Here is a 24,404-nt window from a genome sequence, read left to right on the forward strand (position 1 = left end):
GTTTATGACTGAATGTGGAAGGTTTTTGCCGATAAACCCTCTTTTTTGAGGGCCAATGCTGCTTCATCGGCTGCTTGTTGGGTATTATAACGATGAACAATCACGCGGTAAAACTGTCCGTCGTAATGAACTTCGGTGGGTAATTGATAGGCTTGCTGAATTTGCTCTTTAAAATTGCTCGCATTGTAAGGGCTGCTGTAGGCATTGAGCTGAATGGTGTAATTGCCATTAGCATCATGCTTTGGCAAGATCGGCGCATCATTATTGACCAAAGGATCACCATGGGAATCGGAGATCACATCGGTGGCCTCTGGAATGTATGTGTGCCCATAGGCTGCTTTTTCAGCGTTTAAGTGTTGGTAAGGCTTTAATGCCACCACGCGCACTTTCGCTGTCCCTTTGCCGATCATGCCCAAATCTTTAGCGGCTTGATAGGACAGATCAATGATTCGGCCTTTCGCAAAAGGTCCGCGATCATCAACGCGCACATTGACGGATTTACCATTTTCAAGATTTGTCACTTGCACATAAGTGGGGATGGGTAATGTGCGATGCGCCGCTGAATAAGCATACATATTATAAGGCGTGCCACTTGAAGTGCGCTTAGCATGGAAATCTTTCCCATACCAAGAAGCAATGCCCGTTTCGCTGTAGCCTTTTGAGGTTTCTTTGACATGATACGTCTGCCCAAGGGCTTGATAGCTTTTCGGGTTGCCATATTTACTGACGGGCTCTTTTTTCGGCACGGCACCATGGCTGTTTTGTTCGGTTTTTGGTGCACTGCTACAGCCTGCAATGATGAGCGGGACTAAAGCGGCGACAAGTAACAGAGGTTTACGCATCATTATTTTCTTTCGTTGATGGCATTGGCCAATTGAGAAACCGCCAACGCATACATATTTGAGTGGTTGTAACGGGTGATCACATAGAAGTTATGAAACCCTAACCAATATTCATAATGATTGGGCGACACTTCAAAATCCATCAAGGTCACAGGTGCTGTGGTGTTAAGATTCGTTTGAACACCCAGTGATTTGAGTTTGGCAAGGCTCGTTTTAGGTGGCAATACGCGCCCACGTTGGAAATAGCTGGCCACTGCCTGAGGATTGGTGACATCGACTTTAGCAATCAATGGACCATTGCGCTGCCAACCATGTTTAGATAAATAGTTGGCCACAGAGCCAATCGCATCCACAGGATTGTCCCATAAATCTTTCACGCCATCGCCATCAAAATCGACCGCATATTGTAAATAGCTTGAGGGCATAAATTGCGGATAACCCATTGCGCCAGCATAGGAGCCTTTAAAGCTGAAGGGATCACGTTTCATGCCGTAAGCGATTTTAAGGAAATTGGCAAGCTCTTTAGAGAAAAACTCAGCACGACGCGGATATTCAAAGCTCAAGGTTGCGAGTGCATCCACCACCGCCCAATTGCCTTTATTGGTGCCATAACCCGTTTCTACACCAATGATGGCGGCAATCACAGCAGCCGAGACGCCATATTCGCGTTCAGCACGTTCTAAGGCGGATTGATATTGATGGTAAAACGCCACGCCTTGATTGATGCGCTGTTCTGTCATGAAAATGGGACGATAGCGACCCCAATTCATTTTTTCCGCAGGGCGATTCATCGCCTCAACAATCGTGGGCTTAATCGATGCACGGTTCATGGTTTGTGTGAGCCATGCTTGATCAATGCCGGTGGATTGATGGGTTTTTTCAATGAAATTTGCCACATCCGCACGTTCTGCTAAATGTGTTTGCGCGCGCGGCACCGCTTGCTCAGGATGCGCTGTACGCGTTGGCACAGGTGCATTTGAGCATGCACTGATGAATAGGATCGTTGAACAGGCTAACCAGAGATTGAGTCGTTTCACGTTGTGTATTCCTTTTCTTTTTTAGGCTCGGGGTGGGCGAAAATGCTCATGATTATACCAAATGAGATGAACAAGGTCACAATGGATGTGCCACCGTAACTGATGAAGGGTAATGGCACGCCCACGATTGGTAATAAACCACTGACCATGCCAGCATTGACAAAGATGTAAAAGAAGAAGCATGCCGTAATCGATCCGCCAATCAGTTTATTAAAGGGCGTTTGGGAGCGGTTGACTAAGTAAAATGCACGCAAAATGATCATAAAGTACAAGGATAACAAAAAGGCGATGCCCACAAAACCAAATTCTTCTGCTGTGATGGCATAGATAAAGTCAGTGGAGGATTCTGGCAGGAATTTCAAAGAGGCCTGTGTACTGTTGAGCCAGCCTTTGCCATACATACCGCCTGAGCCAATGGCAATTTTCGATTGAATGATTTGATAACCTTTGCCAAGTGGATCAGATTCAGGATTAAGCAGCGTTAAAATTCGGCTCTTTTGATACGCTTGTAAGCCAAACTCCCACACAAACGGCAGCGCGCTGCCCACAATCACAAGGGTTGCAATGATGTAACGCCACAATAAACCACTGAAAAAGAGCACCGTAATGCAGGCAAAGAGAATCAAAAGCGCTGTGCCTAAATCGGGCTGACGTAAGACCAAGGCAAAGGGAATCAAAGTGATGATGAGGGCCAATATGATATTGATAAAGCTTGGCGGTAAATTGCGATTGCTGAGGAAATAAGCCACCATCATTGGGGCGGCTAATTTGGCAAATTCAGAAGGCTGAAAGCGCACTACTTTTAAATCGAGCCAGCGGTGCGAGCCATTGACCTCAACACCCACCACATAAATGAGGGCGAGCGCAATGAGCGTGATGCCAAAAAAGTAGGGCGTCAAACTTTTAATGACATGTGGCGGAATGAAGGCGATGAACATCATGGCGATGATGCCAATGATCATGCGTAGGGCTTGGGCTTGGACAATGGCAAAATTGCCGCCTGAGGCACTGTATAAAATGGCCAAACCACAAGCGCACACCGTTAAAAGCAATAAAAATAGCGTGGTATCCAAATGAAAAAGCGCCAATAAACCTTTGGGTTTAGGGGCGAGATGTGCGTCGAATCGTTGCATTATTCACCTGCCTTTGCATTGGTTTTAGGGGTTTGTAGCGGCGCTTTAAAGCCCGTCATCCATGCGTGGATCACCTCTTTGGCAAGGGGTGCGGCAACGCCTGAGCCTGAGCCACCATTTTCTAAAAAGACCGTCACCACAATGCTTGGGTCATTTGCTGGCGCAAAGGCTGTAAACCACGCGTGATCGTGATGTTTTTTGGCCAATGCATCTTTGTTGTAAACGGCATTTTGGGCAATGGATTTGACTTGTGCTGTCCCTGATTTACCGGCAATTTTATAGTTTAAACCGGTGGCGATGCGCCGTGCGGTGCCTTTATTGTCATGCACAACACCCACCATTCCATCGATGATGCTTTGCCAATATTCAGGGCGGCTGACGTGAATGGGCTCAATGGGCACCGGTTCATTGATCACTGTCTCATTGGTGCTTGGATTACGGATGGAGTGCAAAATATGTGGCACAAAAGCTTGGCCACGCTGAGCCACAATCGTAGTGGCTTGATTGACCTGTAATGGCGTTGTCAGCCAATAACTTTGCCCGATGCCCGCGGTGACGGTTTCGCCATCAAACCAAGGTTGATTAAAACTCAAGCGCTTATATTCTGGCGTTGGCAGAACGCCACGACTTTCACCAAGTAAATCAATGCCGGTGGGCTGGCCTAAATAGAACTGTTTTAAAAAGTCCGTCATCGGCGTGATGCCCATTTTATAAGCTAAGTCATAGTAATACACATCACATGATTGCACGAGGGAGAGGTATAAATTCACTTTGCCATGACCCCAACGGCGCCAATCGCGGAATTTATGTTTATTGCCGGGCACTTGGAAATAACCTTGGCAATTGATGTGGGACGTTGCTGTGATGATGCCGGCCTCTAAACCTGCTAAAGCAATTTGTGGCTTAATGGTGGAGCCCGGCGGATAACGACCTTGCATCACTCGATTAAGAAAAGGTTTATTCGGATTGCTGTTTAAATCATTAAAATCTTTATGGCTGATGCCGTTCACAAATAAGTTTGGGTTGTAATTTGGTTTTGAGACAAAGGCGAGCACTTCACCGGTTTTGGGGTCAAATGCCACAATGGCGCCGGTGTGATCACCGAGCACCTCTTCTGCCACTTTTTGTAAGCGCATGTCGAGCGTGAGATAAATGTCGCGTCCGGGCGTTGGCAAAGTTTGCTCAAGGCGACGGATGATGCGGCCATTGGAATTGGTTTCCACTTCCTCAAAGCCCATGGTGCCGCGCAATACATCTTCAAAACTCTTTTCTGCCCCTTTTTTACCAATGTGAGTGAGGGTAAGGTATTGGTTTTGGATGTTTTTTGCCTCGATGTCCTTCATGTCGTTTTGATCGATCCGCCCAACATAGCCGAGCGCATGAACCGCCGTATTATATTCAGGATAAAAGCGCGTGAGTTGAGATGAGATGTCCACGCCATCGAGCTGATAGAGATTGACCGATAAGCGATTGATCTCCTCTTCTGTCAGTTGCTCTTTTAAAGGCACCGGCGTTTGGCGCGCGGTGACGCGATCGGTACGATAATATTTGTTGATCTCTTGCTCAGAAATATCCACCCATTGTGAGAGCGTCTCGATGATTTCAGCCACCGGTTTTGAGGTGTTTTGACGCGTGATGGTGAGATTAAATGAAGGCACATTTGTAGCAAGTACCACGCCATTGCGATCAAAAATCTGCCCGCGCGTTGGCGGCATTGGAATGAGTTGAATGCGGTTAGAATCCGACATGGTGGAATATTTGTGGTGCAAATTGATCTGCAAGTGAAACAGCTGCGTCAGCAGCAGCGTAAAGCACGCAATGATGATGATCAGCATGAACAAGACGCGATTGCGAAAAATGATCTGTAATTTAGCTTTACTTCGTTTTTTTCGCGCAATGACTTTAGAGAAAAATACCATACGTTTTTATCGAGAAGGGATCTTCAGTATATGACAAGCTTCGTTCAATAACGTCAGAATCAATGGCCAAAAGAGGGCGGAGGTGACAATGGAACCAAACATCCAGAAGTTAAACTCATTGGTGTTGCCCACCATGTTATTGATGATCAATGAGAGTAACACTTGTAACACATAAAAGCCCATAAAAGCTAAGGATAGCTGACCGATGGAAATTCTGTTGAGCCATTTGTTGTGGCGTTTTGTAATGTAGGCTGTGATGGCAAAAATGAGCGCATTGAGCCCAAGGGGATAAAAGAGCGTGATGTCTAAGAGTAAGCCCACGCTCCATGCTGAAAGAATGCTGAACTGTTTTTTGGTGTAATGGAGCCAAAAGAGCGTGATCATCAATAAAAATTGTGGGCGAAAGGGCTCAAGGTAATTCGACAGAGAGATGAGCTCTAACGACAATCCCAATACAATGGAAACAATTAATAAAATGTAGTACTTCATTGTGCCGCAGCCTCAGGCAATGGGGATAAATCAGGTTCGATGGATTTGAGCACCAAAACTTCACGGGTTTTATTGAGTTCTGCCGTGGGCTTTGCACTGATTTTGGCAAAGTGGTTGGTGGGATCGTGCTCAATACTCGTGACAATTGCCACAGGATAACCTTGTGGAAAACGTTGATCTAAACCTGAAGAGATCAACAAATCCCCCACTTTAATGTCTTCATCAATGGGGATGTTTAAAATGTTTAAGGATTGGCTATTGCCGGTGCCTTGTGCAAGGCCGCGGATGCCATTGCGATTGACTTGCACCGAGAAAATGTGCTGTGGATCTGAGATTAAAATGGCTTTGCTCGAGCGCGGATTGACTTCAATGATCTGGCCAATGACGCCGGATGTATCAATGATGGGTTGATGCACCTCAACGGCATCATTGCTGCCGCGATTGAGCTCAACAATGAAGCGATAAGGATTGGTGTTTGTGCTCATGATCTCGGCAATGATCGATGGATATTGCAGAGTGTTTGAAGAGCGCAGCAACAAGCGCAGACGGCGATTTTCTGCCAATAAGCTGGCATTGCGCTGTACTTCAAACTCTAAAATGTATTGACGATTTTGTAATTGCTCGATGGTGTCAATGAGCTCTTTTTTATCGCTTGCCCAGATTTTGATCTGTTTGCCAAGGGTGCTTGGCAATTCGGCCAATAATTTAATGGGATAAATGACAGAATTGACCGATGATTTAATGGGCATCGTGTGCAGTGTGCGTGCATCTAAATACAACAAAACAACTGACGCGAGCACAGCAATCACCATTTTAATGGTGATGATGCTTTGGTTCGGAATCAGTTGCTTTTTTTGCGCGCTTGATTGTGTCATTCAATTTATTCAAGTGCAAATGCGTTTAAACCATACATGCCTTGCATTTCTAGCGCTTTACCGCCGCCACGCACAACGCAAGTTAATGGATCATCAGCAATGAGGGCATCTAAGCCGGTCTCTTCTGAAATTAACTTATCAATATTGCGAAGCAGGGCGCCGCCGCCTGTGATGACAATGCCGCGCTCTGAGATGTCTGCGGCCAATTCAGGTGGCGTTTGCTCAAGGGCTAAACGCACCGCGCTGACGATGCCTTGTAATGGTTCCATCAAGGCTTCTAAAATTTCATTGGACGTTAAAGTAAAGGTGCGTGGAATGCCTTCACTTAAGTTACGGCCACGCACTTGTGTCTCTAGCACTTCATTGAGTGGGTAGGCGGTGCCCACATCTTGTTTGATGCGTTCAGCGGTTGGTTCACCAATGAGCATGCCATAGTTGCGACGCACATATTGAATGATGGCTTCATCAAAATGGTCACCACCAATGCGGATGGAGTTGGCATACACAATCCCTGTTAATGAGATCACCGCCACTTCAGATGTACCGCCGCCGATGTCTAAAATCATGGAGCCTGTGGCTTCATGCACGGGAATGCCAGCGCCGAGGGCTGCAGCCATCGGTTCAGGAATCAATTTAACATCAATGGCGCCCGATGCTTCTGTGGCTTCTTTGATGGCACGCTTTTCAACATGGGTTGCGCCTGATGGAACACAAACAATGATGCGTGGCGTCGGTTTGATGAAGGCACGTTTGTGCAATACGCGATTGATGAAGCTGCCGAGCATGTCCTCTGTGCGTTCGATGTCTGCAATCACGCCATCTTTTAATGGGCGATATGCATCGATGCCATCAGGGGTTCTGCCAAGCATGCGTTTGGCTTCATGGCCGACAGCGGCGACTCGTTCACGGCCTGTTTTTTTATCTTTTTCCATTGCCACAACGGACGGCTCATTTAAAATGATGCCTTGTCCGCGAGCATAGATGAGTGTGTTCGCTGTTCCGAGGTCGATTGAAAGATCACAAGAGAAGAGTGACTTTAGTCGTTTTGGTATCATAATTTGTCCATCTGCCATCAGGAAAATAAAAATAAGGTGCCCATTTTACATGGTTTTGAGGGAATATAAACCTATGGGGCTATAAAAAAATGTGACAATGCAGTAACATACAGTGGCTTTTAAAAATAGACATGTATAGGTGCCTTATGAAAAAGAAAAAGTTGATTGCAGGAAATTGGAAAATGAATGGCGACGTTGCACTCGCGCAAACCATCGTCGATGGCATTAAAGATGCTGCTGATCAAAGCAATCACGATGTGGTGATCGCGCCGCCTTTTGTGTATTTGCCACAAGTGGCTTTGTGGACAAAAGAGAGCAACATTCAGCTCAGTGCACAAAATTTAGCAAAATTTGATCAAGGCGCTTATACCGGCGAAGTCTCTGGCAAAATGCTCAAAGACATTGGTTGCCAATATGTGTTGGTGGGGCATTCAGAGCGTCGTCAATACTTTGGTGAAACCAATGAGATTGTGGCAGAAAAAGTTGATTTTGCCCTTAAAAATGGTTTAACCCCGATTTTATGTGTGGGCGAAACCCTTGAAGAACGCGAAAGCGATGCTTGGAAAAGCGTGATCGAAGCGCAGCTTGAAAGCGTGGTTAAACTCATTGGTATCGAAGCGTTTAACAATGTTGTGGTGGCGTATGAACCTGTTTGGGCAATTGGCACAGGCAAGTCAGCGAGCGCAGAGATTGCCAACGAAGTGCATGCGTTTATTTTCTGTACATTAACAGGCAAAAGTGATAGTATTCGCGATTCTTTACGTATTCTATATGGTGGAAGTGTCACGGCTGATAACTCCGCACAATATATGGCCATGAGTCATATTGATGGCGTGTTAGTGGGCGGCGCTTCATTGAAACCAGATGCATTTTCACAAATTATTCGAAGTGTTGAGTAACATTGAAGGTTTAATATGGTATTAACAACAATCATTACAGTGATTCACGTTATTGTGGCTTTGTGTATTGTCGGATTGGTTTTGATTCAACACGGCAAAGGCGCAGACGCAGGAACGGCTTTTGGTAGCGGAGCTTCTGGTACAGTATTTGGCGCTGCCGGTAAAAGTAACTTTTTAGCACGCATGACAAAATGGTTAGTGGTGGTGTTTTTCCTCACCAGTTTTTCCATGATGGTTTTGTATGGTAAAAAGGCAACAATTGAAGGCGAGAGCGTGTTAGATGTGCCAGCTGTATCGATTGTGCCAACGATTGAAGATCTGTCTGTTCCTTCTGTTGATCCTGTAGAAAATTCAACAAAATAAATTAATGTGCAAATCGCGCATTAATTATGCAGACAAATAGAAAAATTAATATATACTGTTTGAGTTAATTGCCGGCGTGGTGGAATTGGTAGACACGCTACCTTGAGGTGGTAGTGCTGAAAGGCTTCCCGGTTCAAGTCCGGGCGTCGGTACCATTATACTAATAAAGAATGGAAACCTATGGCTTTAGATAATCGAAAAGAAGTCGACTATAATTGGGTTGGTCGTGATAAGTTAGGTAATCGTGTTGAAGGTGTTTTAAAAGCAGCCTCTCCCACTAAGGTGAGATCTCTGTTAAATGCCCAAGGCATTCAGCCACTCAAAATTGTCAAAGCTAAAGTCAAAAAAGGTAAGGGCGGTAAAGTTAAGCCCGATGACATTATGCTCTTCACGCGCCAATTGGCGACGATGTTGGCAGCAGGTTTACCATTATCTGAAGCACTCTCTATGCAGGCTTCAGGTGCATCTAAAATTGCTTTAAGTGAATTGTTATATACAGTCAAAACCGACGTTGATCGCGGTGGCGGCTTGTCGAACGCTTTAGCAAAACATCCTTTTATCTTTGATCGCACTTATGTGGGCTTAGTGGCCGCAGGTGAGCGTTCAGGGACGCTTGAAATCATCTTAGCGCAATTGGCAGACTTCTTAGAGAAATCAAGCCGCATCAAAAAAACCATCAAAAAAGCTCTGGTCTATCCTGCGATCGTGATTTTTATCGCGTTGAGCATCACCGCTTTAATTTTATGGAAAGTGGTGCCCGTTTTTGCGGACATGTTTAAAGAGCAGGGCAGAGAATTGCCAGGGGCAACACAATTTGTGGTGAACATCTCAGAAGGGATTCGCTCGTGGGGCTTTATTTATACCTTGATGGGCATTGGCGTTTTCATTTATCTCTTTAAACGTTTACTGCGTACCAATCTTAAATTTAAACGTAAATTCGATGAAGTGGTGTTAAAACTGCCCATTTTTGGTAACTTAATCGTTTTATCTAACAGCGCAAACTTTGCAAGTACGTTGGCAACGATGTATGAAGCTGGTACACCGATGATTGCAGCATTAACAACGGTTGCAGACTCAACAAGTAACTCAGTCTTTAAAGAAGCGATTGAGAAAATTAATGCGAACGTTTCCATCGGCCAAGAGCTGAACTTTGCGATGCGTCAATCAAAAATGTTCCCCGACATGGTGAGCTATATGGTGGGCATTGGCGAAAAATCCGGTAACTTGTCTGAGATGTTAAATAAAGTCTCGAACTTATACATGGAAGACATTGACAATGCTGTGGGCGCGATGATGTCAATGATTGAACCGATTTTGATCGTGATTTTAGGTTCGCTCGTGGGTGGTATTGTTGTGGCGATGTATTTACCGCTCTTTAGTATGGCTGAAGGTATGTAGTGCAAGCAGAAATCCCCTTATTCATTTTAATTTTTATTCTCGGAGCTGCCATTGGCAGCTTTTTGAATGTTGTTGCCTATCGTTTGCCCAAAATTCTGTTTGATCAAGATTATCGTGTGATCTCAGGTTTTTTGCGTGAAGAAGCGGCCAAGTCCGATCGCTTTAAAAGTGGCATTCCCATTTTAGATCGCATTTTATCCCGTCAAAATGCCGATCAACTCTTAACAAAACACGATGTATTACCGGCTAAAGGATTATTGTATTTAGCCACGCCCGCATCAAGCTGCCCAAACTGTGGCCACAAAATCCGCGCCTATGAAAACATTCCTGTTTTAGGCTGGCTCTTTTTAAGGGGCAAATGCTCAGGCTGCCATTCGCGCATTTCTGTGCAATATCCACTTGTGGAGCTTTTGACAGGATTATTGACGGTTGCGGTGGTTTACGTCACGGGTTTAGATTTAAATGGCGCGCTCTTTGTCTTTTTTATGTGGATTTTAATGACGCTCTCATTGATTGATTTAAAATTCTACGTATTGCCGGATCAATTGACCTTACCCTTGATGTGGCTAGGCTTATTATCGAGCTTTTTTGGTTGGATTCAGGTGGATTTCAAGGAAGCTTTTTTAGGTGCAATCGTCGGTTACCTCTCTTTGTGGTTCATCAATCAAGTGGCGCGCCTCATTTTGCGCCGTGATGGCATGGGCAATGGCGACTTTAAATTATTGGCCGCCCTTGGCGCATGGCTGGGTTTAGGCAATCTCTTTAATGTGATTTTACTCTCCTCCATCAGTGGCGCAGTGGTTGGCATTGTGGTGATGATGATCTCTAAAAACCGCATGATCCCGTATGGTCCATTCTTAGCGCTCGCAGCTCTATTGATTGTGCTCTTTGGCATTGAGCCGCACACCTTTTTCTATCTTGCCTCATGATGGATCGACAGATCATCGTTTTAACGGGTGGCATAGCTTCTGGCAAAACATTGGCATCGAATGATTTAGGTGCCCTTAATGCTCATGTGATTGATACAGATGTCATTGCGCGCCAATTATTAACAGTTGATGGCAATCCCTATTCTGACGCCGCTCTTACAGCCGTTAAAGATGCCTTTGGTGATGCAATTTTTAAAGATGGCGAGATTGACCGCGTGAAACTGCGCGCGTTGATCTTCAGTGATCCCGCGCATAAAGCGACGCTTGAAGGCATTATGCATCCACTGATTTTCCAGCGCGTTCAGGATCTTTTAGGCAAAGGCGATGGCTTGTATGATTTAGTGGTGGTGCCTTTATTGCATGAAGGCTCGCCATATGTGGCGCTTGCTGACCAAATTCTGGTGATGGAAGTGGATGAAAACACACAACTTCAGCGCGTCATGGCGCGTGATCACATTGATGCAGATTTGGCAAAACGCATCATTGATTCCCAACCGAGCAATCAAGCACGCCGCGCTTTAGCGAACACCATCATCATTAATACGAATGCTCAATATACGCAAAAAGTATTGAAACAGTTAGATAAACAGTATAGTCTAGCACCATCTAAGAATAGGGTGACATGATTTATGATTTATGAATTTCCTCTCAGTGAGGGTGTTCGCCGTTTGTTGCGTGCGGAGATGCTGTTTAAACAGAGCCAGTCGCACATTGAGTATGACAATCCATTTAGCACGATTGCAGCATTGTCGGCATTGGTGGATTTAGTGGAAGTGATCTCGAAAAATAATTTAAAAATTGAGATGATCAAGCAGTTAGATCGTTTGCAGTATAAAGAAGAGATTAATGATGCACAGCGTCAAGAGATGAAAGAGCTCAGTCAAGATTTAGTGTTTGGCAGCGTCAAAGCTTTTGATGAGGTCAAAGAGAATATCTTTTTAAATGTGGTTCGTCAGCGTTTGAAAATGACGGGAGGATTAGGCGCCTTTGATTTGCCTAATCTTCATCATTGGTTGCGCTTTGAACACGGATTGCGTTTAGAGCACATGGATCGTTGGTTTGCCCAGTTTGCGCCCACAGAAAAAGCATTGAATTATGTTTTATCGATGTTGCGTACGTTGTCAGATCAAGAAGTGTGCCATTTTAAACAAGGACTATTTTACAAAACGGTAAAATGGGACGCTGAATTGGTGCGCGTGGACATGGGCGATCGAATGATCTACCCAGAATTCAGTGGGAATAAACAACAATTGAGCATTCGATTAATGGAACAAGCATCACCTTTTGATCCTGTGACACAAGTCAAAGAGGATTTAGAGATGGTGGTTGAACGTTGTGGTTAATAGAGGTTTTTTTATGAGTCAAGAAAAGAAAATTGCATTGGTAACAGGCGCAACTCGCGGGATTGGTAAAGCGATTGCCGAAGCTTTGGTGGCAGCTAACTACTTTGTGGTGGGCACAGCAACATCGGACAACGGTGTGGCAACCATTCAAGGTTTTTTAGGTGACAATGGGGATGCACTCGTATTGAATGTTGCAGATGGCGAAAGCATTGATGCAGTATTAAAAGCCATTACCGAAAAACATGGCGCGATCTCTGTATTGGTGAACAATGCAGGCATCACAAAAGATCAGTTACTCATGAGAATGAAAGACCAAGATTGGTCTGATGTGATCACGACTAACTTAACCAGTATTTATAAATTATCGAAAGCAGTGATGCGCGATATGATGAAAGCGCGTTTTGGCCGCATTGTGAACATTACCTCCATCGTGGGTGTAACAGGCAATGCTGGGCAGACGAACTATGCAGCGGCAAAAGCAGGTGTAATCGGCTTTACAAAATCCATGGCCATTGAAGTTGCGAGCCGTGGCATTACGGTAAACTGTGTCGCACCCGGGTTTATTGACACCGATATGACAAAAGATCTGCCTGAAGCAGTGAAAACGTCATTACTCAAAAATATTCCAATGAATATGCTCGGTCAACCTGAAGATATTGCCAATGCAGTGAAGTTTTTAGTGGCGGATGAGTCAGGTTACATCACTGGCGAAACGATCCATGTGAACGGCGGAATGTACATGCCATAGTGCAGACTTGAAAAAGTCTTGGACTTTGTGCAACATTTTTTCTAAAATACAATTTGGTAATTTGATACCTATATTTTTTATTAAGTTAAGGATTTTTAAAATTATGAGCGATATCGAAGCACGTGTTAAGAAGATTGTTATGGAACAACTTCAAGTGAAAGAAGATCAAGTCACAAATTCAGCTTCTTTCATTGATGATCTAAGCGCGGACTCTTTAGATACAGTTGAGTTGGTAATGGCTCTTGAAGAAGAGTTTGATTGTGAAATTCCAGATGAAGAAGCTGAAAAAATCACAACAGTTCAACAAGCGATTGACTACGTGACAGCAAACTTAGATAAATAATTTATTCAATGTCATAATTTGAATAATCTGGTCAGAATTGTCGATAGAGCGGTTCTCATAGGACTCAAAGGTTTTATGAAACCGTTCTATTTTTTTATCATATAAACATTAAGGAAATCGGTTATGAAACAGCGAGTAGTTGTCACAGGCTTAGGCATCGTTTCTGCATTGGGTAATACTGTGGAATCGGCTTGGACGAATATTTTAGCTGGAGTGAGTGGTGCTGCACCCATTACTGCATTTGATGCAACAGGGTATCCGGTCACTTTTTCGGCATCAACCAAAGATTTTGACGTTTCAAAATACATGAATCCGAAAGATGCCAAACGTATGGATCTATTCATTCAATATGGTATTGGCGCGGCTGTGGATGCGATTAAAGATGCAGGTCTTGAAATCACAGATGCCAATGCAGATCGTATTGGTGCAATGCTTGGCTCTGGCATTGGTGGCTTGCCCGGCATTGAAGATAACTGCGAAACTTTATTGAAAAAAGGCCCGAATCGAATCAGTCCTTTTTATGTGCCACGTTCAATCATTAATATGTTGCCCGGTCAATTATCCATTTTGACTGGTTTTAAAGGCCCTTCCATTTCCGCTGTGACGGCATGTGCCTCTGGAACACATTCCATTGGTTTAGCGGCGCGCATGATCGCGTATGGAGATGCCGATGTGATGATCGCAGGTGGTGCAGAAATGGCCACAACCCCAACAGGTATCGGTGGTTTTGCCGCTGCGCGTGCCTTATCTGCTCGCAATGATGAACCCACAAAAGCCTCGCGCCCTTGGGACAAAGACCGTGATGGTTTTGTGCTTGGCGATGGTGCGGGCGTCATCATTTTAGAATCCTATGAACATGCTGTAAAACGCGGTGCACGCATTTACTGTGAATTGGTGGGCTTTGGTGCCACAAGTGATGCTTATCACATCACATCCCCCATGGAAAACGGTGAAGGCGCAGCGCGTTGTATGCAAATGGCATTGAACGATGCAAAAATGAACCCTGATGCCATTGATTACATCAATGCGCACGGTACATCCACAAAATTGGGTGACATGGCAGAATTAACCGCTGTGAAATCCATTTTTGGTGAGCATGCGTATCAATTGGCCATGAGCTCAACAAAATCCATGACCGGTCACTTATTGGGTGCTGCCGGCGGGATTGAAGCGGTGTTTGCCATTTTGTCCATCCGTGACAATGTTGCACCGCCCACCATTAACTTAGACAACCCAGATGAAGGGTGCGACTTAAACTTAGTGCCGCACACTGCTCAAGCACGTCAAATTGATGTGGCCATCTCCAACTCCTTTGGCTTTGGCGGCACAAATGGCACCTTGATCTTCTCTAGGATGCAAGATTAATGGCATCACTGTTGCATTATCTTCAAAAAGCATTGCTGTTCATCGTTAAATATGTGCTCTCGCGCGCCATTTTATTGGCGGTCTTTGTGGGGCTCTTTTTGTGGCTCGCACAATTTGGGTACAACTTTTTAACGTACATGAAAACGCCCATGATCACCACCGAAACGCCTGTTTTGGTGGAAGTGAAACCGGGCATGAACAGCGATGCATTATTGCGTGAATTAAAAGCGAAAATCCCTTCGACAGATCCAAATTTCCTTAAAATCTATGGCCGCTTAACGGGCACGCTCAGTGACATTAAAGCTGGTGAATATGAGATCACCGATCAAATGCGACCAGCAGACTTTTGGACAAATGTCATCAAAGGGCGCAGTATGCAATACAGCTTTACGTTGGTGGAAGGTTGGAACTTTAAACAGATGCGCGATGCGATGATCAATCATCCAAACATTGTGCAAACCATTCCAAAAGATGCATCACCAGATGAAATCATGACATTGATTGGCCATAAAGGTGAACCTTATGAAGGTTACTTCATGCCGGAAACGTATCTCTTTCCGCGTGGGTATACGGATGTTGAGCTTTTAAAACGCAGTTATGAATCCATGCAGCAGTTTGTCAATCAAGTGTGGGACAAGCGTGATTTAGACTTGCCCATCAACAATCAACATGAATTATTAACGCTTGCCTCCATCATTGAAAAAGAGACAGGCGTTGCCCATGAGCGCCCAGAAATTGCTGGCGTCTTTGTGCGCCGCTTACAAAAAGGCATGCGTTTACAAACGGACCCAACGGTGATTTATGGTTTAGGTGATCGCTATCGCGGAACGATTTACCGCAGCGATCTTCAGCGCGATACGCCATACAACACGTATACACGTAATGGTTTGCCGCCAACGCCCATTGCCATGCCAAGTGTTGCGGCCGTTTATGCTGCTGCTAACCCTAAAGAGGGCAATAGTCTTTACTTTGTGGCCAAAGGCGATGGTTCGGGCGAACATGTCTTTAGCGCAACGTTAGAACAGCACAATCAAGCGGTTCGCAATTATCGAGCGCGCTTAAATAATGGAAATTAAACATGCAAACAGGACGTTTCATTACGTTTGAAGGCACGGAAGGCGCGGGCAAAAGCACGCAAATTCCATTGCTCAAAGCTTGGCTTGAGGCGCACGGTAAAACCGTCATCACCACAAGAGAGCCGGGCGGCACGCCCTTATCTGAAAAGATTCGCGGTTTATTATTAAATGATGAGATGACGGCAGAAACTGAGCTGTTGCTTATGTTTGCTGCGCGTAAAGAGCACATTGAACAGGTGATTGGGCCAGCATTAGCGCGTGGCGATTGGGTTTTGTGTGATCGCTTCACAGAGGCAACTTACGCTTATCAAGCCGCAGGACGCGCCATTGATGTGGCACGCATTGCCTATTTAGAAGATTGGCTGCAAGGCACATTGCGCCCAGATTGCACATTGTGGTTTGACATTGATGTGGCCAAAGGCATGGCGCGTGCGGAAAAACGTCATGCGCTTGATCGCTTTGAGCAAGAAGCCATGAGCTTTTTTGACAAAGTGCGCAGTGGCTATGCTGAGCAAGCCGCAAAGCGACCAGCACAATTTAAACGCATTGATGCTGCATTAAGCATTGATGAGATCACTTTGCAAATCACAGAACAGTTGCAACCGCTGCTATGAGTCAAGCCCTTTCGTTTCATGCATTGCCATGGTTTGATCAGCCCTTAGCCGAGTTAATGGCGCGTTATGATCATGGGCAGTTTCCGCAATCTCTGTTGATACTCGGTGAGCAAGGCATTGGCAAACAACAGTTTGCTGAAGATGTGGCACAAAGCATGTTGTGCTTAAATCGCACCCATCATGAGCCGTGCGGGCAGTGCCAAAGTTGTGTGTGGTTAAAGCGCGGCAATCATCCGGATTACTTAGCCGTGATGACAGAAGAAAAAAGCCAAGTAATTAAGATTGACCAAATTCGTCAGCTCATTCAATTCGCGCAAATGACCAGTGAAACGGGGCGCAAAGTGATCGTGATCCACAATGCCGATGAGATGAATGTCAATGCGGCCAATGCGCTTTTAAAAACGTTAGAAGAGCCAATGCCAAGCTGCTACCTCATTTTGGTGAGTGATCATCCCAAAAAACTGCCCATCACCATCCGAAGTCGCTGCCAACGTTTGCCATTGATGCTCAATGATCCCGCTTTGGCGTTGGATTGGTTGCGCACAAATGTGCCGGATGCCGCGCCTCATGCCATTGAGCAAGCGATGGCATTGAGCCATCATCGCCCGTTACAAGCCAAAGCCTTGTTAGCGAGTGATGGTTTAGAAACACTGACAACGCTGCAAAAGCAGTTTGCCAAATTTACGCAGCAGCCCATCGACAATTCCGAGCTTGTGGAGATCATGACAAAAAATTGGGCGCTGGCCAGTTTGGCCATTCATTTGTGGCTTTCACAGGCATTAAAAGGGCAAGGCAACATCGCAGGGCTCAGCGCAATGGCACCCCAAAAATTGATGGTACTGTATGATGATTTCGTCCGTTTGATGAATTTATCGAGCACCACCGTAAAGCAAGAATGGCTCATTGAAGATTGGTTGACAAAATTTGTCACCCCTTAAACCAAAATATAGCAGAGATTAAGTTGCTACATTTTTATCCTATTGATATTAATATAAAATATATTATTGGCATGGTTTGTGCTTTATTAAAAGCATGTCTGACAGGCTAATATTAATTTTAAACTAATTTATTTAGGAGTCGTTATGTTACAAAAAGGTTTTACATTAATTGAGTTAATGATCGTTGTTGCGATTATCGGTATTTTATCTATGTTTGCATTGCCTGCATACCAAGATTACACAAAACGTACCTACGTTGCGGAAGGTTTAGGCTTAGCCTCTGCTGCGAAAATGGCTGCTACTGAATACTACTCTTCAGAAGCTAAATGGCCAAAAGATAATCCTGCAGCAGGTTTGCCAGATAAAGCTCAGATCAAAAGTGGTGATTCAGTAAAATCTGTTGAATTAAAGTCAGATGATGGTGAAAAAGCAGAATTGATCGTCACATATGGTAAAAAAGTGGAGGATAATAGCAAGATTACTTTAGTGCCAAACGCAGCAGCAGGTTCAGTGACTTGGGTGTGTGACAAAACAGGTACGAATGTACAAACAAAATGGTTACCTTCTAACTGCCGTGATCAAGTTAAATAAATATTTGATATGAAATTGAACTTTCAATTCATTTTATTTAAAAATAAGGAATAAGAGATGTTACAAAAAGGTTTTACATTAATTGAGTTGATGATTGTTGTTGCCATCATTGGTATTTTGTCTATGTTTGCATTGCCTGCATACCAAGATTACACAAAACGTACCTACGTAGCGGAAGGTTTAGGCTTAGCCGCACCTGCAAAAATGGCAGCAGCAGAATATTATGCCTCTGAAGCATCATGGCCACTCACAAATGAAAAGGCTGGTTTGCCAGCGCCGGACAAGATCAAAGGACAATCTGTAGAAGGACTTGGATTAGTGGGTGGAGGTTATGCAAACTCAGGTTCAACCAAAGGTGCGGCAGCAGGTAAAGATGTGACAAACATCGTTATTTTTTATAATCAAAAAGTTGCTGAGAAAACGAATACGGTTCCTGCTGATGGAGCTGTCGCAGGTACGGAACTAGGGACATTGGTGATTGCACCAGTTGATGGTAGTACAACGGGCTCAATTGAATGGGCTTGTATTAAGCAAACTGGATTAGAGCTCAAATGGTTGCCAAGTAATTGTCGTGAAAAAGTACCAACGGCATAATAATATCAATAATCGAGGAATTTAATATGTTACAAAAAGGTTTTACATTAATTGAGTTGATGATCGTTGTTGCGATCATCGGTATTTTATCTATGTTTGCATTGCCTGCATACCAAGATTACACAAAACGCACCTACGTTGCAGAAGGTTTAGGTTTAGCCTCTGCAGCAAAAATGGCTGTCACAGAATATTACTCTTCAGAAGCCAATTGGCCATTAAATAATACAGCTGCAGGTTTACCAACTGACACCGATATTTCAAGTGGTGATTCTGTAACATCCATTACAGTTAGTGCTACGGAAGTTAAGGATGGTTTAAATACAGATCCGAAAATTACGATTAAATATGGTAAAAAAGTAGCTGATGGTAAAATTATCACTTTAGTGCCAAATGCAGCAGCAGGTTCAGTGACATGGACGTGTTCTGCAAAAGATAAGGAAGTTACTGTACTTAAAAAATGGTTACCATCTAACTGCCGTGATCAAGCAACTAATGCACCTACAAAATATTAATCAGTACCGTAATAAGGTTACTTTCTAGATTTTTGTGATGAAGCAATAAAAACTTAATACATAAGGAATTTAATATGTTACAAAAAGGTTTTACATTAATTGAGTTGATGATCGTTGTTGCCATCATCGGTATTTTGTCTATGTTTGCATTGCCTGCATACCAAGATTACACCAAACGTACCTACGTTGCGGAAGGTTTGGGCTTGGCAGCACCTGCAAAAATGGCAGTGACAGAATATTATGCAACAGCTGCTGAATACCCTACCGATAATGCTAAAGCTGGCTTACCAGCAGCCGGTGATATCAAAGGGCAAAGCGTTACGGGTGTTGGTATTGGTAAAGATGGTATCGTTGTTGTAACTTACGGGACTAAAGTAGTTAAGAAAGAAGCCAAGCCTGTCGCTAACGCAACCACCGGTGCAACACCTGTGTTAGGTTCTATCACATTAACACCAGATGCGACCTCGGGTTCTGTGACATGGAAATGCTCGCATTATAATGCGGATAGTACAGATAGTGATGATGGTTTGAAGAGTAAATGGTTGCCATCTAACTGTCGTGCAACAGCAAACGGTAAAACAGGAACACCATAGTTTTTAGGTGAAGCAATAATAATTTTAAAACCCCGCTTCGCGGGGTTTTTTATTGCTTAGATTAAATTAGCACGCGTCTAAGGTGCTCGATTTGGTCCCGCACGCGGGCAGCCTCCTCAAATTCTAGGTTTTTCGCGTGTTCCATCATCGCTTTTTCAAGCACTGCAATTTGAGCGGTGACAGTTTTGGGATCTTGCACTTGATGGAGATCAATGTCAGGTGACCAAATTTGTCGCTCGTCATTTTGCTCGGTGATGTCACGGGCGCCTTCCATAATGTCCGCCACTTTTTTATGCACGGTTGTGGGCGTAATGCCATGAAGCGCATTGTATGCTTCCTGCTTTGCACGCCGTCTTTCTGTCTCCTCAATGGCAAAGGCCATCGCTTTGGTGATTTTATTGGCGTATAAAATCGCTTTACCTTCTGAATTGCGTGCCGCGCGCCCGATGGTTTGGATGAGCGAACGCTCAGAGCGCAAAAAGCCCTCTTTATCGGCATCTAAAATCGCCACGAGGGAAACTTCCGGAATGTCGAGCCCTTCGCGCAATAGGTTAATGCCCACTAACACATCAAACACGCCTAAGCGCAGATCACGGATGATCTCGGTGCGCTCGACGGTGTCAATGTCCGAGTGCAAATAACGCACCTTGACTTGATGCTCGCTTAAAAAGTCCGTCAAATCCTCGCTCATGCGTTTGGTTAAGGTGGTGATGAGCACGCGCTCATTTTTGGCCGCGCGGATGTAAATTTCACTGAGTACATCATCCACTTGTGTATCGGCCGGGCGCACTTCAATGATGGGATCGAGTAAACCGGTCGGGCGCACCACTTGCTCGGCGATGTTGTCCGCATGTTCGGCTTCATAGGTGCTTGGCGTTGCTGAAACGAAGATCGATTGCGGCATTAGCTGTTCAAACTCATCAAATCGCAAGGGGCGATTGTCGAGGGCTGAGGGCAAGCGAAAACCATAAGTGACCAAGTTCTCTTTGCGGGAGCGATCGCCTTTATACATCGCGCCAATTTGTGGAATGGTGACGTGGGATTCATCAATAAAAAGGAGCGCATTGTCAGGCAGATAATCAAAGAGCGTGGGCGGCGCGGCACCGGGATTTCTGCCAGAGAGATAGCGAGAATAGTTTTCGATGCCTTGGCAATAGCCGAGTTCCACAATCATCTCAAGATCAAAGCGCGTGCGCTGCTCAAGGCGTTGGGCTTCTACCAATTTATTCTGTGCCCGTAAATGCTCAAGTTGTTGCACCAGTTCGGCTTTAATGCCATCAATCGCGCCCAATAATGTTTCCCGCGGCGTCACATAATGGCTGGATGGATACACCGTTAAGCGCGGCACTTTGCGCTCAATGTGGCCCGTTAATGGATCAAAAAAGCTTAAGCGCTCCACTTCTTCATCAAAGAGCTCAATGCGCACAGCATAGCGCTCACTTTCTGCGGGGAATACATCAATGACATCGCCGCGCACACGAAAATGCCCGCGCTCTAACACGGTATCATTGCGGGTGTATTGCAGTTCAGCCAAGCGCTTTAAAATGCTGCGCTGATCGATCACTTCACCGACTGAGAGATGTAAAATCATCTTCATGTAGTGATCTTTATCCCCAAGCCCATAAATGGAGGAAACCGTTGCCACGATGATGGTGTCATTGCGCTCTAAAATGGCTTTAGTGGCCGATAAGCGCATTTGCTCGATATGATCATTGACGGAGGCATCTTTTTCAATGTAAGTGTCCGATGCTGCCACATAAGCCTCAGGTTGATAATAATCGTAGTAAGAGACAAAGTATTCCACGGCATTATTGGGGAAAAATTCTTTCATTTCCCCATAAAGTTGGGCGGCCAATGTTTTATTTGGCGCAAGAATGATGGCAGGGCGCTGCGTTTGTGCGATAATGTTCGCCATGGTGAAGGTTTTGCCTGAACCGGTAACCCCAAGCAGCGTTTGTGCCGCTAAGCCATTGTTTAATCCATCGATCAAACTTTGTATGGCAAGCGGTTGGTCCCCCGCGGGCTGATAGTGACTGTTGAGTTCAAATGCGTTCATTTTGATAAAATATTCTCAATAAAGATTGAATTTTAATGGTGTTGCCACCATCCATATACAAGTGTGAAATTTAAATTGTATGATTTAAAAAATCAGTTACGATGGTAAAGTTTACCGATCGTTATCTAAAAATTATTTTGGAGTCGTTATTATATTATGTCACATTCCCCAGAAGTTCATCAGCGTCCAATGATTGCAATTCGTGATTTGGTGGTGTTTCCGACATTAACCGTGCCACTTTTAATTGGTCGCCCTCTATCTATGGGTGCACTACAGGCTGCTGAGCATTTTAATAATGAAGTTATCTTAGTGACTCATATTTCAATGGATAGCGAAACTGTGAACATGGAGAGTGTTTACGGTACAGGCGTGATCGGGCGCATTATCCAAAAAGTGCAGATCGAAGATGGTACCTATAAAGTCCTTGTGGAAACAGAAGAGCGCATTAAATTGCACAGCATCACGCAAGTGGCCGCAAAAGATGATGAAGAATATGATCATTGCATGGCAGATTATGAAGTGTTGCCGGTGGAAGAGGATTTGTCCGAAAACTTAGCCAAAGTTTATGGCAATGTGATCCGCAATCTCTTTAACAATGTGGCAAGCCTGACAAAAGTGCCAGAAGATCTGTTAAAGCATCTAAAAAATGAAGAAGATTTATATAGTTTAGCCGTGAAGGTGATCAACTATTTGCCGGTCTCCATTGCCAAAAAGCAAGAGATCCTTGAAGAGGATACCATCGGGCAATTGGTGAAAAATTTAGTCTCTCAGCTCACCTATGAAGTCGATGTGCTTGAGACACAAAACCGCATTCAAGCGTCTGTGCAAAAACAGATGAGCAAGAATCAGCGCGAATACTATTTAAATGAGCAGATCAAAGCAATCCGCAGTGAATTAGATGATTTAAATGACACAGGTTTATCTGAATTGGATCAACTTGAAGCGCAAATCATCGCTGCAAAAATGCCAAAAGAGGCAGAAGAGAAAGCATTGCTTGAGTTGAAACGCTTAAAGTCAATGCCAGCGATGTCATCTGAAGGCACTGTTGCGCGCACGTACATCGATTGGTTATTGAAAATGCCATGGAATCAGCGCTCGCGCCTTAAATATGACATCACCAAGGCAGAAGAGCGTTTAGATCAAGATCATTCAGGCTTAGATAAAGTCAAAGATCGCATTTTAGAGTATTTAGCGGTCACAAATCACACCAAAAGCGTGAAGGGCAACATTTTATGTTTAATTGGTCCGCCCGGTGTTGGTAAAACCACGTTGGCGCGCTCAATTGCTGAGGCAACAGGCCGCGAATTGGTGCGCATGAGCTTAGGCGGCGTACATGATGAATCAGAAATTCGTGGTCATCGCCGAACATACATTGGCGCATTGCCGGGTAAAATTGTGCAGATGCTGGCAAAAGCCAAAACGAAAAATCCGTTGATGCTTTTAGATGAGATCGACAAAATGGGTTCTGATTACAAAGGTGATCCTGCCCATGCCATGCTTGAAGTGTTAGATCCTGAGCAAAACTCAACATTCAATGATCACTACTTAGATGTGGATGTGGATTTATCAGAAGTGATGTTCATCGCAACGGCCAATAGCTTTAACATTCCAGGACCTTTGCGTGATCGCATGGAGATCATTGAATTATCAAGTTACACAGAGCTTGAAAAACTCGACATCGCGAAAAATTACTTGTTGCCAAAGCAGTTAAAAGAGCACAAGTTAAAAGAGAATGCCATTGAGATCTCGGATGATCTATTGCTCGACATCATTCGTTTATATACGAAAGAAGCCGGCGTACGCTCTTTAGATCGTCAAATTGCGAAAATCTGCCGTAAAGCGATTAAAGACATCCTTAAAGCTGGTGAAGCTGCCCACAAAGGGAAAGGCAAAGCAAAAGTGAAGGTCAGTGAGCATCCAACCATTGTATTGACCAAAGCATTGCTTGAACAATATTTAGGTGTGCCGCGTTTCCGCTTTGGCGTGAAGGAAAAAGAGGATCAAGTGGGCTATGTCAATGGCTTGGCTTGGACGCAATTAGGCGGTGAGTTGCTCGGCATTGAAGTGGAAGTGATGCCGGGGAAAGGCAATCTCATTACGACAGGCAGCTTAGGCGATGTGATGAAAGAATCGATGCGCACCGCCATGAGCCTCATTCGTGCCCGCGCGAAATCTTATGGCTTGGCGGATGATTTTGCCGACAAGATCGACATCCACGTGCATGCACCAGAAGGTGCGGTGCCAAAAGATGGGCCAAGTGCCGGCGGCGCCATCACGGTGGCCATTTTGTCTGCCTTGCTAAATCAAGCGATTCGTTCAGACATCGGCATGACCGGTGAGGTCACTTTACGAGGTCACATTTTAGCCATTGGCGGCTTGAAAGAAAAGCTGCTGGCAGCGGCTCGTGCTGGGCTTAAAAAGGTGCTCATTCCTGAGGAAAATGTGAAGGATTTAGAAGACGTACCGGCAGAAATCAAGGCTCAATTGACCATCATTCAGGTGTCGCATTTTGATGAAGTGGTTTCGCACGCTTTTGTCAAAAATATCGAGAAAAATGAAGAATTTCAACGATATAGCGGTTTAAATGACTTTTCTGTGCCTGTGACGAACGTCAAGAGTGTTGAAAAACACTGCTAAAATTTCTTGACTCGTCAGTAATTGCAACGTATAAAGCATATTGAGCTCCCCAGAA

Annotated in this window: 25 protein-coding genes and 1 tRNA gene; 18 read left to right on the top strand and 8 right to left on the bottom strand. The window is 44.6% G+C overall.

The features are described from left to right. Window positions 1-2: 2 nt before the first annotated feature. From B9T20_RS04630 to B9T20_RS04660, 7 genes are read right to left on the bottom strand one after another with little or no spacing between them, the layout of a single operon-like run. On the bottom strand, window positions 3-845 hold the full coding sequence (locus B9T20_RS04630; RefSeq protein WP_094490017.1) for a septal ring lytic transglycosylase RlpA family protein: 843 nt from the start codon (window positions 843-845) through the stop codon (window positions 3-5). Then, window positions 845-1,879, bottom strand: coding sequence for a lytic murein transglycosylase B (gene mltB / locus B9T20_RS04635; protein ID WP_094490018.1), 1,035 nt, complete (start codon window positions 1,877-1,879; stop codon window positions 845-847). The genes B9T20_RS04630 and mltB overlap by 1 nt, the downstream gene beginning before the upstream one ends. After that, on the bottom strand, window positions 1,876-3,012 hold the full coding sequence (rodA, locus tag B9T20_RS04640; RefSeq protein ID WP_094490019.1) for a rod shape-determining protein RodA: 1,137 nt from the start codon (window positions 3,010-3,012) through the stop codon (window positions 1,876-1,878). The genes mltB and rodA overlap by 4 nt, the downstream gene beginning before the upstream one ends. After that, window positions 3,012-4,931, bottom strand: a complete 1,920-nt coding sequence (gene mrdA, locus B9T20_RS04645) for a penicillin-binding protein 2 (RefSeq protein WP_094490020.1) — start codon at window positions 4,929-4,931, stop codon at window positions 3,012-3,014. The genes rodA and mrdA overlap by 1 nt, the downstream gene beginning before the upstream one ends. Before the next feature lie 6 nt (window positions 4,932-4,937). Next, complete coding sequence (mreD, locus tag B9T20_RS04650; protein WP_094490021.1) at window positions 4,938-5,420, bottom strand: rod shape-determining protein MreD; 483 nt, start codon at window positions 5,418-5,420, stop codon at window positions 4,938-4,940. Beyond that, on the bottom strand, window positions 5,417-6,295 hold the full coding sequence (mreC, locus tag B9T20_RS04655) for a rod shape-determining protein MreC (RefSeq protein ID WP_094490022.1): 879 nt from the start codon (window positions 6,293-6,295) through the stop codon (window positions 5,417-5,419). Before mreC ends, mreD begins: the two co-directional genes overlap by 4 nt. 5 nt (window positions 6,296-6,300) lie before the next feature. Next, window positions 6,301-7,347 (bottom strand): rod shape-determining protein, encoded by a 1,047-nt coding sequence (locus B9T20_RS04660; protein ID WP_199415223.1) that lies wholly within the window; start codon window positions 7,345-7,347, stop codon window positions 6,301-6,303. Between the two features lie 149 nt (window positions 7,348-7,496). On the opposite strand from B9T20_RS04660, the gene tpiA reads away from it, so the two are divergent. The 17 genes from tpiA (at window position 7,497) to B9T20_RS04745 (ending at window position 19,656) form a co-directional block, all read left to right on the top strand. Beyond that, window positions 7,497-8,249, top strand: a complete 753-nt coding sequence (gene tpiA, locus B9T20_RS04665) for a triose-phosphate isomerase (protein ID WP_094490024.1) — start codon at window positions 7,497-7,499, stop codon at window positions 8,247-8,249. 15 nt (window positions 8,250-8,264) lie between these two features. Next, window positions 8,265-8,612, top strand: coding sequence for a preprotein translocase subunit SecG (gene secG, locus B9T20_RS04670; RefSeq protein ID WP_063503272.1), 348 nt, complete (start codon window positions 8,265-8,267; stop codon window positions 8,610-8,612). Between the two features lie 70 nt (window positions 8,613-8,682). After that, window positions 8,683-8,767: transfer RNA gene (locus tag B9T20_RS04675), tRNA-Leu, on the top strand. A gap of 25 nt (window positions 8,768-8,792) precedes the next feature. Then, entirely contained in the window at window positions 8,793-10,010 is a 1,218-nt protein-coding gene (locus B9T20_RS04680; protein WP_008315339.1) for a type II secretion system F family protein, read from the top strand. Continuing rightward, window positions 10,010-10,939, top strand: a complete 930-nt coding sequence (locus tag B9T20_RS04685; RefSeq protein ID WP_094490025.1) for an A24 family peptidase — start codon at window positions 10,010-10,012, stop codon at window positions 10,937-10,939. Before B9T20_RS04680 ends, B9T20_RS04685 begins: the two co-directional genes overlap by 1 nt. After that, window positions 10,936-11,565: a dephospho-CoA kinase gene (gene coaE, locus B9T20_RS04690; RefSeq protein WP_094490026.1), complete on the top strand. Its 630-nt coding sequence runs from the start codon at window positions 10,936-10,938 to the stop codon at window positions 11,563-11,565. Before B9T20_RS04685 ends, coaE begins: the two co-directional genes overlap by 4 nt. Window positions 11,566-11,568: 3 nt before the next feature. Continuing rightward, window positions 11,569-12,282 (top strand): cell division protein ZapD, encoded by a 714-nt coding sequence (gene zapD / locus B9T20_RS04695; RefSeq protein WP_094490027.1) that lies wholly within the window; start codon window positions 11,569-11,571, stop codon window positions 12,280-12,282. 13 nt (window positions 12,283-12,295) lie between these two features. Beyond that, entirely contained in the window at window positions 12,296-13,030 is a 735-nt protein-coding gene (fabG, locus tag B9T20_RS04700; protein ID WP_094490028.1) for a 3-oxoacyl-ACP reductase FabG, read from the top strand. A gap of 103 nt (window positions 13,031-13,133) precedes the next feature. Continuing rightward, window positions 13,134-13,373 carry an acyl carrier protein gene (gene acpP, locus B9T20_RS04705; protein ID WP_094490029.1) on the top strand — a complete coding sequence of 80 codons (240 nt, stop codon included), beginning with the start codon at window positions 13,134-13,136 and terminating at the stop codon, window positions 13,371-13,373. Between the two features lie 123 nt (window positions 13,374-13,496). Further along, window positions 13,497-14,738: a beta-ketoacyl-ACP synthase II gene (gene fabF / locus B9T20_RS04710; RefSeq protein WP_094490030.1), complete on the top strand. Its 1,242-nt coding sequence runs from the start codon at window positions 13,497-13,499 to the stop codon at window positions 14,736-14,738. After that, window positions 14,738-15,814, top strand: coding sequence for an endolytic transglycosylase MltG (gene mltG, locus B9T20_RS04715; protein ID WP_094490031.1), 1,077 nt, complete (start codon window positions 14,738-14,740; stop codon window positions 15,812-15,814). Before fabF ends, mltG begins: the two co-directional genes overlap by 1 nt. A 2-nt stretch (window positions 15,815-15,816) precedes the next feature. Further along, window positions 15,817-16,428, top strand: coding sequence for a dTMP kinase (gene tmk, locus B9T20_RS04720; RefSeq protein WP_094490032.1), 612 nt, complete (start codon window positions 15,817-15,819; stop codon window positions 16,426-16,428). Further along, complete coding sequence (holB, locus tag B9T20_RS04725; protein ID WP_094490033.1) at window positions 16,425-17,366, top strand: DNA polymerase III subunit delta'; 942 nt, start codon at window positions 16,425-16,427, stop codon at window positions 17,364-17,366. Before tmk ends, holB begins: the two co-directional genes overlap by 4 nt. 144 nt (window positions 17,367-17,510) lie before the next feature. Next, on the top strand, window positions 17,511-17,957 hold the full coding sequence (locus B9T20_RS04730; protein WP_094490034.1) for a pilin: 447 nt from the start codon (window positions 17,511-17,513) through the stop codon (window positions 17,955-17,957). A 57-nt stretch (window positions 17,958-18,014) separates the two neighbouring features. Further along, window positions 18,015-18,551, top strand: a complete 537-nt coding sequence (locus B9T20_RS04735; protein ID WP_094490035.1) for a pilin — start codon at window positions 18,015-18,017, stop codon at window positions 18,549-18,551. Window positions 18,552-18,577: 26 nt separating this feature from the next. Beyond that, entirely contained in the window at window positions 18,578-19,063 is a 486-nt protein-coding gene (locus B9T20_RS04740; RefSeq protein WP_094490036.1) for a pilin, read from the top strand. A gap of 74 nt (window positions 19,064-19,137) precedes the next feature. After that, window positions 19,138-19,656, top strand: coding sequence for a pilin (locus tag B9T20_RS04745; protein ID WP_094490037.1), 519 nt, complete (start codon window positions 19,138-19,140; stop codon window positions 19,654-19,656). A 61-nt stretch (window positions 19,657-19,717) separates the two neighbouring features. Here B9T20_RS04745 and uvrB read toward each other — a convergent pair whose 3' ends face one another. After that, entirely contained in the window at window positions 19,718-21,712 is a 1,995-nt protein-coding gene (gene uvrB, locus B9T20_RS04750; protein ID WP_094490038.1) for an excinuclease ABC subunit UvrB, read from the bottom strand. A 156-nt stretch (window positions 21,713-21,868) separates the two neighbouring features. Between uvrB and lon the strand changes: the two genes are divergently transcribed. After that, entirely contained in the window at window positions 21,869-24,349 is a 2,481-nt protein-coding gene (gene lon, locus B9T20_RS04755; protein WP_094490039.1) for an endopeptidase La, read from the top strand. Window positions 24,350-24,404: the final 55 nt, after the last annotated feature.

The sequence above is a fragment of the Wohlfahrtiimonas sp. G9077 genome (genome assembly GCF_002252155.1).
Taxonomy (GTDB): domain Bacteria; phylum Pseudomonadota; class Gammaproteobacteria; order Cardiobacteriales; family Wohlfahrtiimonadaceae; genus Wohlfahrtiimonas.

What these genes read in the sequence shown, in the direction of transcription:
- tpiA (WP_094490024.1), top strand. Translation starts at nt 7,497, where the DNA reads ATGAAAAAGAAAAAGTTGATTGCAGGAAATTGGAAAATGAATGGCGAC.
- mltG (WP_094490031.1), top strand. Translation starts at nt 14,738, where the DNA reads ATGGCATCACTGTTGCATTATCTTCAAAAAGCATTGCTGTTCATCGTT.
- zapD (WP_094490027.1), top strand. Translation starts at nt 11,569, where the DNA reads ATGATTTATGAATTTCCTCTCAGTGAGGGTGTTCGCCGTTTGTTGCGT.
- acpP (WP_094490029.1), top strand. Translation starts at nt 13,134, where the DNA reads ATGAGCGATATCGAAGCACGTGTTAAGAAGATTGTTATGGAACAACTT.
- uvrB (WP_094490038.1), bottom strand. Translation starts at nt 21,712, where the DNA reads ATGAACGCATTTGAACTCAACAGTCACTATCAGCCCGCGGGGGACCAA.
- secG (WP_063503272.1), top strand. Translation starts at nt 8,265, where the DNA reads ATGGTATTAACAACAATCATTACAGTGATTCACGTTATTGTGGCTTTG.
- holB (WP_094490033.1), top strand. Translation starts at nt 16,425, where the DNA reads ATGAGTCAAGCCCTTTCGTTTCATGCATTGCCATGGTTTGATCAGCCC.
- B9T20_RS04630 (WP_094490017.1), bottom strand. Translation starts at nt 845, where the DNA reads ATGATGCGTAAACCTCTGTTACTTGTCGCCGCTTTAGTCCCGCTCATC.
- mreC (WP_094490022.1), bottom strand. Translation starts at nt 6,295, where the DNA reads ATGACACAATCAAGCGCGCAAAAAAAGCAACTGATTCCGAACCAAAGC.
- fabG (WP_094490028.1), top strand. Translation starts at nt 12,296, where the DNA reads ATGAGTCAAGAAAAGAAAATTGCATTGGTAACAGGCGCAACTCGCGGG.
- B9T20_RS04680 (WP_008315339.1), top strand. Translation starts at nt 8,793, where the DNA reads ATGGCTTTAGATAATCGAAAAGAAGTCGACTATAATTGGGTTGGTCGT.
- coaE (WP_094490026.1), top strand. Translation starts at nt 10,936, where the DNA reads ATGATGGATCGACAGATCATCGTTTTAACGGGTGGCATAGCTTCTGGC.
- B9T20_RS04740 (WP_094490036.1), top strand. Translation starts at nt 18,578, where the DNA reads ATGTTACAAAAAGGTTTTACATTAATTGAGTTGATGATCGTTGTTGCG.
- B9T20_RS04730 (WP_094490034.1), top strand. Translation starts at nt 17,511, where the DNA reads ATGTTACAAAAAGGTTTTACATTAATTGAGTTAATGATCGTTGTTGCG.
- mreD (WP_094490021.1), bottom strand. Translation starts at nt 5,420, where the DNA reads ATGAAGTACTACATTTTATTAATTGTTTCCATTGTATTGGGATTGTCG.
- rodA (WP_094490019.1), bottom strand. Translation starts at nt 3,012, where the DNA reads ATGCAACGATTCGACGCACATCTCGCCCCTAAACCCAAAGGTTTATTG.
- tmk (WP_094490032.1), top strand. Translation starts at nt 15,817, where the DNA reads ATGCAAACAGGACGTTTCATTACGTTTGAAGGCACGGAAGGCGCGGGC.
- B9T20_RS04735 (WP_094490035.1), top strand. Translation starts at nt 18,015, where the DNA reads ATGTTACAAAAAGGTTTTACATTAATTGAGTTGATGATTGTTGTTGCC.
- mrdA (WP_094490020.1), bottom strand. Translation starts at nt 4,931, where the DNA reads ATGGTATTTTTCTCTAAAGTCATTGCGCGAAAAAAACGAAGTAAAGCT.
- lon (WP_094490039.1), top strand. Translation starts at nt 21,869, where the DNA reads ATGTCACATTCCCCAGAAGTTCATCAGCGTCCAATGATTGCAATTCGT.
- B9T20_RS04745 (WP_094490037.1), top strand. Translation starts at nt 19,138, where the DNA reads ATGTTACAAAAAGGTTTTACATTAATTGAGTTGATGATCGTTGTTGCC.
- fabF (WP_094490030.1), top strand. Translation starts at nt 13,497, where the DNA reads ATGAAACAGCGAGTAGTTGTCACAGGCTTAGGCATCGTTTCTGCATTG.